Origin of the sequence: Micromonospora sp. NPDC052213 (genome assembly GCF_040679695.1) — a bacterium.
Lineage (GTDB): Bacteria > Actinomycetota > Actinomycetes > Mycobacteriales > Micromonosporaceae > Micromonospora.
In genome coordinates, this window is the sequence record NZ_JBFAVI010000212.1 from 1 (window position 1) to 10574 (window position 10574).

Below are 10574 nucleotides of genomic sequence, written 5' to 3' on the forward strand. Positions count from 1 at the left end.
GGGCGACGGTCAGTCGTCGCCCTGGAAGTAGCTCAGCAGGCGCAGGATCTCGATGTAGAGCCAGACCAGGCTCACCAGGATGCCGAAGGCGGCGACCCAGGAGTAGCGCTGCGGCAGGCCCATCCGGACGCCGTCCTCAATCTCCTTGAAGCTGAGCACGAAGCTCAGCGAGGCGACCACGATGCAGACCAGGCTGAAGCCGATCGCCAGCGGGCTGCCGTCGCGCAGGCCGGTGTTGATGTCGAAGAGCGCCAGCACGAGGTTGATCAGCATGACGGCGAAGAGGCCCGCCATCACGGCGATCATGCCCTTGACGAACTTCGGGGTCGCCCGGATGACCTTCGCCTTGTAGAGCATCGCCATCACGAAGAAGACGCCGAAGGTGGCGGTCACCGCCTGGAGCACGATGCCGTCGTAGAGCGAGTCGAAGAACTTGCTCACCATGCCGACGAAGACGCCCTCGACGACGGCGTACGCGACCACCAGCGCCGGGTTCGCCATCCGGGAGAACGAGATGATCAGGCCGAGCACCAGGCCGACCACCGCCGCGCCGATCCAGGCGGCACCGAGCAGGGCGTCCGGCACCAGCACCCAGGCGGCCGCGGCGGAGACGCCGAGGATGCCGAGGAGGGTGACGGTCTTGACCACCACGTCGTCGACCGACATGGTGTTGACGGCCGGCGGAGCCGCCGGGTAGCCGGCCTCCGTCGGGTACTGCTGGGGGTAGCCGGGCTGTCCATAGGGCCCGGTCGGGGCGTACCCGGCGGAGCGCTCCCGCTCGGCCGCCTGGCCGAGCCGGGCGAGCACCGGGTTCGAAGTCTTCACTGTCAGGCCTCCCTCAGGGGGTCGTTGCACGTGAACGTGCCCCTCAAGAGTAAACGCCCAGGGCAGCCGCGTGGTGATCGCCAAGCTGAGCGGATGCTGAGAGTGGTGGGGGTGCCCGGGGCGGGGGTCGAACCCGCACGCCTTGCGGCAGCCGCTTTTAAGGCGGCCGTGTCTGCCGTTCCACCACCCGGGCGGGTGACACCGGGCGCGTCGACACGCCTGGTGCAGTGTCACGGTAGCCGGTCGGCGGCGACCCGGCGTACCCCGACGCCCGGGTCACACTAGGGTCGAAGCCGTGAGCAGCGCAGCCCCCACGGCCCCCGACGCCGCCCCTGACCAGGCCGTCCTCGCCGCCGACCGGCTGCCGCGCCGGCTCTCGCCGGCCCGCCTGCTGACCACGGTTTCCCGGCATCGGGCGGGCGTCACGGTCGGGCTCCTCTTCGTCGCGCTGGCCGGCTGGCTCACCCACGGGCTCTGGCCCGACCCGGCGGCCCGGGTCCTCGCGCTGAACCCGGCGGACCAGGCCCTCTACGAGTGGTTCCTCGCCGTCGACGCGCGGGCGCTGCTCGGCGACTTCGACCTGCTCACCGACCGGCTCAACGCGCCGGACGGGGTGAACCTGATGACCAACACCACGGTCATCGCGCTGGGGATCCTCCTCGCCCCGGTCACCCTGCTGCTCGGGGCGCCGGTCACCTTCGCGCTGCTGGCGCTGGCGAACCTGGCCGGCACCGCCGTCGCCTGGTATCTGCTCTTCACCCGGACGCTGGGCGCCCACCGGGTCGCCGCCGCGCTGGGCGCCGCCCTCTGCGGCTTCGGCCCGGGCATGGTCTCGCAGACCAACAGCCACCTGCACATGACCGCCCAGTGGCTGGTCCCGGTGATCGTCTGGCTGGTGGTCCGGCTGCTGCGCGCCGCCGACCCCGCCGGCCGGGCCACCGCCGGCCCTGACCCCGCGGCCCGCGCCGCCGCCGGGGCCGCCGTCGACCGGCGGCAGGCCCTCGCCGGCCGGCCGGACCACCGGCGGATCGTCAGCTCCGCCGTCGGGCTGGCGGCGGCGGTCACGGCGCAGGTCTTCATCGGCGAGGAGGTGCTCTTCCTCTGTGCGCTGACGCTGCTGGTGATGGCGGTCACGTACGCCGTGACGGACCCTGGCCTGGCCCGCCGCGCCCTGCCCGGCTTCGCCGCCGGGATGGTGCTCGCCGCCGGGCTGGCCCTGCTCGTGCTGGCCTGGCCGCTGTGGTTCCAGTTCGCCGGGCCGCAGGGCGTCGCGGACGGCATGTTCAGCCCGCACTACTTCTCGGCTGACCTGCGCAGTTGGTGGACGGTGTCGCCGCTGTCGGTGGTCGGCAGCGACGAGGCCGCCCGGCTGACCACCGGCCCGGCCGAGTACAACACCTTCCTCGGGTGGCCCCTGCTGCTGGTCACCACCGGCTGCGCGGTCTGGCTGGGTCGCCGCCCGCTGGCCGTCGCGTGCGTGGTCGGGGCGCTGGCGATGGGGGCCCTGTCGCTCGGCCCCCGGGTGGTGCTCGACGGCGAGCGCACCGCCGTGCCGGGGCCGTACACACTGCTCTCCGGGCTGCCCGTGGTGGACGGCGCGCTGCCGATGCGGTTCGCCCTCGCGGCGCTCCCGCTGATCGCCACGCTGCTGGTGCTCGCGGCCGACCGGGCGCTGCGCGGCGCGGGCCGGGCCCGGCGGCTGGTCCCGGCGGCGGTCGGCGTGGCGCTGCTGCCGCTGCTGCCCGCCCCGCTGCCCACCGCCGCGCGCCCGCCGGTGCCGGAGTTCGTCACGGCCGGCCACTGGCGGCAGTGCGTCGAGCCGGGCGGGGTGCTGGTGCCGGTGCCGCTCGCCACGCCGCAGGAGCCGTGGCCGATGCGCTGGGCCACCGCCGCCGACGCCGCGTTCGGCATGCCGGAGGGCTTTTTCATCGGCCCGTACGGCCGGGACGGCACGGCGGCGATGGGCACCTACAAGCTGCCCACGTCCGCCCTGCTGACCGAGGTCGCCAAACGCGGCGGGCAGCCGCTGATCGGGGACCAGCAGCGGCGGCAGGCCGCGAAGGACGCCGACTTCTGGGGTGCCTCCTGCGTCGCGCTGGCCGTCGACACCCCGCACGCCGACAGCCTGCGCGGCACGCTGGAGCAGCTCTACGGGCCGTCGACCCGGATCGCCGACGCCTGGATCTGGCGGGTCTGACCGGCGTACGCCCGCCCGCCGCGGCGGCGGGAACCCGCCCACACGGACAGCAGGCCCCTCCGCTCGCGCGGAGGGGCCTGCTGTCCTGCTCGGTCAGGACCGGACGGCGCCGACGGGCTGGGACGCCTCGGCGAACTCCTCGCGCGGGTCGTGCAGCTGGCCCAGGGCGACCACCTCACGCTTGAGGAAGAACGCCAGGGACCAGTCGACCACGACCCGGACCTTCCGGTTGAACGACGGGATCCGGCTCATGTGGTACGTCCGGTGCATGAACCAGGCCGGCCAGCCGGTCATCTTGATCCCGTACACCTGGGCGACGCCCTTGTGCAGGCCGAGGCTGGCCACGCTGCCGGCGTGCTTGTGCTTGTACTCCACCGGCTCCCGGCCGCGCACCACGTTGGCGATGTTGTCGGCCATCCGGGCGGCCTGGCGGACCGCGTGCTGGGCGCTCGGCGAGCAGTAGTTGCCCGGCTCCTTGGTCAGGTCCGGCACCGCCGCGCAGTCACCGGCGCTCCAGGCGCCCTCGACCACCCGGTCGCCGTCGACGATCTGGAGGGTCGGCAGGCAGGTGACCCGGCGCCGCTCGTCGCGGGGGAAGTCCGTCGCGTCCAGCATCGGGGACGGCTTGACGCCGGCCGTCCAGACGATGGTGTCGGAGCGGAAGCTGTCGCCGTCGGAGAGCTTCACCACCCCGTCGACGCAGGACTCCAGGCGGGTGTCCAGCCGGATGTCCATGTTCCGCTTGAGCAGCTGCTGGACCGTGTAGGCGCCCATGTCCCGGTCGACCTCCGGCAGCACCCGCTGGGTCGCCTCGACCAGCACCCAGCGCATGTCCTCGGGCTTGAGCTCCGGGTAGTACCTCAGCGCGTCCCGGGCCATGTCCTCCATCTCGGCGAGCGCCTCGATGCCGGCATAGCCACCGCCGACGAAGGTGAAGGTCAGCGCGGACCGACGGACCTCCGGGTCCGGCGTGACGGCGGCCACGTCGAGCCGGTCCAGCACGTGGTTGCGCAGGTAGATGGCCTCACCGATGGTCTTGAAGCCGATGCCGTGCTCGTGCAGGCCGGGGATCGGCAGCGTCCGCGAGACCGAGCCGGGGGCGACGACGACGTGGTCGTACGGGATCTCCCGGGTCGGGCCGCTGATCGGCTGCACGACGGCGGTCTTGCGGTCGTGGTCGATCCGCGTCACGGTGCCCGCCACCACCTTGCACCGCCGCAACTCGCGTCGCAGCGGCACCACGGAGTGCCGGGGCGAGATGTTGCCGGCCGCCGCCTCGGGCAGGAAGGGCTGGTAGGTCATGTGGGGCTGAGGGTCCACCACGATGACCTCAGCCTCACGGGAGCTGAGCTTCTTCGACAGGCGCAGGGCCGCGTAGAGACCAACGTGCCCGGCACCCACCACAAGGATCCGCTTCGGATTCACGTCATCTATCTTTCCCGGCGCGGCCCGGCTAATCCCGATCGCGCCCCTCTTCTGTGACGGAGCACAACCCCTGTGACCTGCGCAACTGCGGTTACCGGCAGGTTAACGGCGGCGCAGCAGCCACCCCAGCAACGCTGTCAACGCCACCGCCGCCAACAGTCCGGCCGCGGTCGAGAGTTGGGATCCGGCGCCGTCGCCGAGGCCGCCGACCTCCACGAGGAGGACGCCGAGCACGAAGGCCCCCAACAGCACCGTGCCGGCCCGCGCGAGCCAGCGCACGATCACGTCCGGGTCGACCACCGCGTCGTACGGCAGGACGGCGGCCAGCGCGCAGAGGGTGTGCGTGAGGTAGAGCGCGGCCGCCACGGTGAGCAGCCGCCAGAGCGCGATCGGCCGGCCGTACCCGTCGGTGGCGACCAGCCAGCCGCCGACCGTGACCAGCGCGGCGAAGGTCGGCCAGACCCGGCGTGGTCCGAGCGCCGGCAGCAGCGCCACCACGACCAGGGCGAGCAGCGGCCGACCGAGGAGCACCTGCGACGGGTACGCCACCACCAGCCCGACCAGCGTGGTGAGGAAGATGCCGGCGCGGACCAGCAGCGGCGTCAGGCTGACCCGGGTGGCCGCGTGCCGCACCGCCCGGACCCGCTCGATGACCGGATTCATCGGGCCCCCACCCTCGGGGCGGTGGCCAGCCGCGCCACGTCCCGCAGCACCTGGTCGAGGCTGCCCGCGCCGGCCCAGCGCACCACCGGCACGCCGTGCTCCCGCAACTGCCCGATCATGGTGTCCCGGTCCAGCCGCCACAGCCGGTACGCCACCTCGGCCCAGCCCCGGTCCTTCGGCGGGGCGAGGTCGGCCGGCAGGGTGTCCACCGCGACGACGAACCGCCCCGAACGGGCCAGCCGGGCCAGCATCGGCGCCGACCGCTCGTCCAGCAGCGGGGTGAGGACCACCACCAGCGCGTCCGCGGAGAGCAACTGCGGCCCGAAGACCTGGTCGTACGGCTCGTGCGGGGAGGGCTCGGCGCGCACGTCGAGCAGCCACTCCAGGACGGTCAGGTACTGCCGGCGGCCGGTGGCCGGGCGCAGCCGGCGGGCGGCCGGGCCGTACTCCAGCATCGACACCCGGTCGCCGCGGTGCAGGTAGTGCTCGGCGATCGCGGCGGCGGCCCGGACCGTGGTGTCCAGCACGGAGGCGGTGCCGGACACGCCGCCGGAGCGGCCCGCCTCGGCGAGCACGTCGAGCAGCACCACCACCTCGGCGTCCCGGTCGGAGAGGGTGGCCGCGACGTGCAGCTGCCGGGCGCGCAGCGACACGCGCCAGTCGATCCGGCGCAGCCGGTCGCCCGGGGCGAAGACCCGCACACCGGCCAGCTCCCCGCCCTCGCCGGGCCGGCGCGAGTGGTGCGCCCCGACCAGGCCGGCGGCCCGGGGCATCGCCTCGACCGCGTCGAACGGCTCGGTCCTCGGGTAGACCCGGACCCGGGCCGGCTCGGTGACCACCGCGCGGGAGACCAGCAGGCCCTGCGCGGCGGCGACCCGGGCGCCGGCCGGGCCGACCGGGTGCCGGCCCCAGCGCAGCGCCGTGCCGGCCAGTTCCAGGTCGACGGCCGCGTCGGTCGGGACGGCGGTCACGAAGGGCCGGTCGGCGACGGACGGGACGACAGCCGAGGGGGCGCCGGACGCGGCCACCGCCCCGGCGATCGTGGCCCGCTCCACCCGCAGCCACGGCGAGACCCGGCTGCGGACCACCGCCACGTCGTAGTCGAGCACGTCCGGGTTGCCGACGCTGACCGTGCCGGTCAGCTCGCCGCCCTCGACCAGGTGCCCCTCGTCGGCGGAGATCCAGACCTGCGGCAGGGCGGCCGGCCGGCGGCGCAGCGCGTACGCGGTGCCGATCGCGAACGGGGCGGCCAGCACGATCAGGTCGACCCGGCCGAGCAGCACCCCCGCGATCAGCAGCAGGCCGGTGAGCAGCACCGCCCGGCCGAGCGCCCAGGTGGGCACCCAGCCGGTCGCGGGCTGCGGCCCCTGCTCCGGCGACTCGGCGAGGGGCGGCACGGCGGGCGCGACCATCAGTGCCCGGGCCGGCCGGCGGCGTAGCTGGGCAGCGCCCCGCTGGCCGGCGCCGGGGTCGCCTCCAGCACCTCGCCGACCACGAAGGACGGGTCGACGCGGCGCAGCCACATCTCCGGACGCAGCGTGATCCGGTGCGCCAGCGCGGGCGCCGCGACCTCCTTGACGTCCTCCGGCACCACGTAGTCGCGGCCGGCCATCACGGCCCGCACCCGGGCCAGCAGCAGCAGCGCCAGCGAGCCGCGCGGCGAGGCGCCCACCAGCACCGACGGGTGCTCCCGGGTGGCGGCGGTCAGCGCGACGATGTAACGGCCGACGGAGTCCTCGACCACCACGTCCTCCAGCGCGGCCTGCATGGCGCGCAGGGTGGCCGCGTCGACCACGGGCTTGATGTCCGCCTCCTCGCGGCGGCGGGCCATCCGCCGGCGCAGCACCTCCCACTCCTCCTCGTGCTCGGGATAGCCGAAGGAGACCCGGAGGAGGAACCGGTCGAGCTGCGCCTCGGGCAGCGGGTAGGTGCCCTCGTACTCGATGGGGTTGGCGGTGGCCAGCACGTGGAACGGCTCGTCCAGCCGGTAGGTGACGCCCTCGACCGAGACCTGCTTCTCCTGCATCGCCTCCAGCAGGGCCGACTGGGTTTTCGGCGGGGTCCGGTTGATCTCGTCGGCGAGGAGCAGGTTGGTGAAGACCGGGCCGGCCCGGAACGCGAAGTCGCCGCTGCGCTGGTCGTAGAGGAACGAGCCGGTGACGTCGGCCGGCAGCAGGTCGGGAGTGAACTGGAGCCGGCGGAAGTCCAGCCCGAGCGCCTGCGCGAAGGAGCGCGCCGTCAGCGTCTTGCCCAGCCCCGGCAGGTCCTCCAGCAGCACGTGCCCGCCGGCCAGGATGCCGGCGAGGACCAGCTCCAGCGCGTCCCGCTTGCCGACCACGACCTGACCGACCGCCTCCAGCACCGACCGGGCGAGGTGGCCGACCTCCGCGGCGGGCATGCTGCGGTCCACGTCGTTCATATCTTCTCCAGTTCGGCGACGATCGCCGCGAGGTCGCGCGGCGACGGGGGGCGGCGGGAGGGCGTGCTGAGGAAGGTCCAGAGCTGGTCGCCCAGCAGGGCGCGGGCGCGGGTCGGGTCCGACTCCCGGGTCAGGCCGTGGCGCTGACGCAGCCGCTCGTCGGCCAGTTCGCCGAGCCGCGGCAGGACCCGCGCGGCGAACCGCTCCTGGCTGCTCCCGCACCAGTCCAGCGGACGCTCCCAGCCGTTGATCGCGGTGCGCAGCGCGTCCCGGGCGCCCCAGTTCCACGTGCCGTCGTCGTCGCCGGCCGGGGCCCGGGCACCGGCCCGAGACGGGGGCGGGGGCGCGAGGGCGGCGACGACCCGGCGCACCACGAACAGCGCGAGCACCCCGGCGACCAGGACCAGCAGGGAGACCTGGAGCCCCACCGCGCGCAGGCCGGCGACCAGCACCACCACGACCGCCGCGATGCCGGCCAGGGCGCGGAAAACCCGGCCGGCCCGCCCGCCCCGGGACCGGTCGGCGCGCCCCGGCCGCTCCTCCTCGAAGCTCAGCAGGTCGTCGATGCTGGTGCTGCTCACGGCGCCACCTCATCACGCCGGGCGGGCGCCCGCCACGACCCGGTCACGTCGGCACTCCGGCGTCGCCGTCGACCACGGTGGTCAGCTCGGCCCGCAGCCGGCGCAGTGCCGCACGGGCCTGGTCGCGGGTGCGCTCGTCGACGGGCCGGGTGGCGTACCGGGCCTCGCGGTAGACGTGCGCGAACTCGGCCAGCACGTCGGCGCTGACGATCGCCGGCACCCCCGCCGACGGGTCGCCCCGCAGCAGGCGGGTGACCAGGTCGGTGGGGGTGTCCCCGGCCAGCCGGGGCACACCGGCGCCGGCCGCGGCCTCTTCGAGGCGTACCCAGCAGGCGATGACCGCGGCGCGCGGGTCGGCGTCCGCGTCGTCCAGCTCCACCAGGCCGGCGTCGAGGGCGGCGGCCACCTCGCGGGCGGTGCCCTCGGCCGTACGCCGGTTCCGCTGCCGCGGCAGCGCCCGGGTGGTGCGGCGCATCGCGCCCCGGACCAGCGTCCAGGCGAGGTAGCCGAACGCGGCGAGCAGGGCCGACCCCAGCAGCACGAGGGCGACCGTGCCGAGCCACGGCGGGATGCTCGCCTGGGTGGCCTCGCCGGCGTCCCGGGGCTCGACGGGGATCGACGCGGCCGGCTCGGCGGTCGGGTACTCCGGCACGTAGGGGAGGTTGTCGGCGGCGGGCGGGATCCGGCTGGCGCCGATCGACGAGTTGGCGGACGCCAACGCGGCGACGGCGAGCAGGACGCCGACCGCGGCGACCGGCCACCACCTGCGCAGCACGCTCAGATCCATCCGGGGTTACCTCCGGGCCGCCGGGGGGTGCGTCGCGGGCCGACGCGTTCCGTCCGTCATCGCCACCGCCCCCGCGTGCTCAGTCCACCCCGGCCAACTGCTTCGCCCGGGCGAACACGTCGTCCAGCATCCCTGGTGTCAGCCGTCCGGTGAAGGTGTTCTGCTGGCTGACGTGATAGCAGCCCAGCAGCTCCGGTGCGGCCGTGCCGGACCAGTGTGCCCCATGACCGAACGCCGGTCGCGGGGCGGGCGGGCGCTGGCCGTACACCTGACGCAGCGCCGGCCACCACGCGGACCAGGCGAAGGCGCCGAGCGCGACCACGACGCGCAGGGTGGGCCGGATCAGCGCGACCTCGCGGTGCAGCCACGGTGCGCAGGTGTCCCGCTCGCCCGGGGTGGGCTTGTTGTCCGGCGGCGCGCAGCGCACGGCGGCGAAGATGCGGGTGTCCCGCAGGGACAGACCGTCGTCGGCGGCGACACTCGTCGGCTGGTTGGCCAGCCCGGCGCGGTGCAGCGCGGCGAAGAGCACGTCGCCGGAGCGGTCGCCGGTGAAGATCCGGCCGGTGCGGTTCCCGCCGTGCGCGGCGGGCGCCAGGCCGAGGATGGCGATGCGCGCGTCGGGGGCGCCGAAGCCGGGCACCGGCCGGCCCCAGTACTCCTGGTCGCGGAAGGCCGCCCGGCGCGTGCGGGCCACCTCCTCGCGCCACTCGACCAGGCGGGGGCAGGCGAAGCAGTCGCTGACGGCGGCGTCGAGGTCGGCGAGGTCGGTCGCCCGCGCGGCGCGGGCGACCACCTCGTCGGGCGTACGCGGCTCAGCCAAGCTTGGCCCGGAAGAGTTCGAGGGTGCGCGCCCAGGCGGTGGCGGCGGCGCGCTGGTCGAAGTTCTCCGGCCGGTCCTCGTTGAAGAAGGCGTGTGCGGTGCCGGGGTAGTCGTAGGTCTGGCACGTGCCGCCGGCGGTCTCGACGGCGCGGCGGACGGTCTGCACGCCGTCGGCGGCGGAGGTGCCGTCGGCTTCGGAGCAGTGGATGAGGGCGGCCTTGCCCGCGTAGTCGGCCCACTCGGAGCCCATCCCGTCCCAGGGCAGCCGGGGGTAGAAGGCGGCGGTGGCGACGATCCGCTCGGTGCGGCTGGCCGCCCACAGGGCCAGGCTCGCGCCGGCGCAGAAGCCCGCGCAGCCGACCTTGCCGGTGACCTCGGAACGCCCGGCGAGGTAGTCCGCCGCGGCGGCGATGTCCGCCGCCGCCTCGTCCATCTGCGGGCTGTTCAGCATCTGGCGCGGCTCGTCGGGCTTGCTGGCCGGGCCGCCGTGGCGGAAGTCCGGGGCGAGGGCCACGAACCCGGCCTCGGCGAACCGGTCCGCGACGGAGGTGATGTGGGGCACGAGCCCCCACCAGTCCTGGATGACGATGACCGCTGGGCTGGCCGCACCGCCGGACGGTATCGCGAGATACCCCTCGCGCGTACCCCCGTTGCTGGTGAAGCTCACCATTTCGCCCATCGGCCCGTCCTCCTAGCGGTCAGTCATCGTTGGCTGGTCGCCCAGTGGTCCTACGTGCCGGTAGCCTGCCACGCCGTGCGCGCCCCGGGGAAGACGCCGGAACAGTGGCATTCACCTCCCGTTCGCCGGCCGTACGCGGAGACGCCGGCGGGGGGGGGGGGGGCCGGGGGGCCGCGCC

10 protein-coding genes and 1 tRNA gene are annotated in these 10574 nt (G+C 74.8%); 1 reads left to right on the plus strand and 10 read right to left on the minus strand.

All coding sequences use genetic code 11. The features are described from left to right. Positions 1-9: 9 nt before the first annotated feature. Both AB0L34_RS30525 and AB0L34_RS30530 read right to left on the minus strand, forming a co-directional pair. Positions 10-825 carry a Bax inhibitor-1/YccA family protein gene (locus AB0L34_RS30525; RefSeq protein WP_350703331.1) on the minus strand — a complete coding sequence of 272 codons (816 nt, stop codon included), beginning with the start codon at positions 823-825 and terminating at the stop codon, positions 10-12. A gap of 112 nt (positions 826-937) precedes the next feature. Then, positions 938-1018 (minus strand) — tRNA-Leu (locus AB0L34_RS30530). A gap of 102 nt (positions 1019-1120) precedes the next feature. Here AB0L34_RS30530 and AB0L34_RS30535 point away from each other — a divergent pair. Next, on the plus strand, positions 1121-3022 hold the full coding sequence (locus tag AB0L34_RS30535; protein ID WP_363708748.1) for a hypothetical protein: 1902 nt from the start codon (positions 1121-1123) through the stop codon (positions 3020-3022). Between the two features lie 93 nt (positions 3023-3115). On the opposite strand, the gene AB0L34_RS30540 is transcribed toward AB0L34_RS30535, so the two are convergent. The 8 genes from AB0L34_RS30540 to AB0L34_RS30575 form a co-directional block, all read right to left on the minus strand. After that, positions 3116-4447, minus strand: coding sequence for an NAD(P)/FAD-dependent oxidoreductase (locus AB0L34_RS30540; RefSeq protein ID WP_363708750.1), 1332 nt, complete (start codon positions 4445-4447; stop codon positions 3116-3118). 102 nt (positions 4448-4549) lie between these two features. Beyond that, complete coding sequence (locus AB0L34_RS30545) at positions 4550-5110, minus strand: hypothetical protein (RefSeq protein ID WP_363708752.1); 561 nt, start codon at positions 5108-5110, stop codon at positions 4550-4552. Then, positions 5107-6522, minus strand: coding sequence for a DUF58 domain-containing protein (locus AB0L34_RS30550; protein ID WP_363708754.1), 1416 nt, complete (start codon positions 6520-6522; stop codon positions 5107-5109). The genes AB0L34_RS30545 and AB0L34_RS30550 overlap by 4 nt, the downstream gene beginning before the upstream one ends. After that, on the minus strand, positions 6522-7529 hold the full coding sequence (locus AB0L34_RS30555) for a MoxR family ATPase (RefSeq protein ID WP_350703340.1): 1008 nt from the start codon (positions 7527-7529) through the stop codon (positions 6522-6524). Before AB0L34_RS30555 ends, AB0L34_RS30550 begins: the two co-directional genes overlap by 1 nt. Further along, positions 7526-8110: a hypothetical protein gene (locus AB0L34_RS30560; protein ID WP_363708756.1), complete on the minus strand. Its 585-nt coding sequence runs from the start codon at positions 8108-8110 to the stop codon at positions 7526-7528. Before AB0L34_RS30560 ends, AB0L34_RS30555 begins: the two co-directional genes overlap by 4 nt. A gap of 43 nt (positions 8111-8153) precedes the next feature. Continuing rightward, the gene (locus AB0L34_RS30565) at positions 8154-8897 is read right to left on the minus strand and encodes a DUF4129 domain-containing protein (RefSeq protein WP_363708758.1); all 744 of its coding nucleotides are present in this window, start codon (positions 8895-8897) and stop codon (positions 8154-8156) included. A gap of 79 nt (positions 8898-8976) precedes the next feature. Beyond that, positions 8977-9690 (minus strand): uracil-DNA glycosylase, encoded by a 714-nt coding sequence (locus AB0L34_RS30570; protein ID WP_357458494.1) that lies wholly within the window; start codon positions 9688-9690, stop codon positions 8977-8979. 19 nt (positions 9691-9709) lie between these two features. Beyond that, entirely contained in the window at positions 9710-10396 is a 687-nt protein-coding gene (locus AB0L34_RS30575; RefSeq protein ID WP_357458218.1) for a dienelactone hydrolase family protein, read from the minus strand. Positions 10397-10574 lie beyond the last annotated feature (178 nt).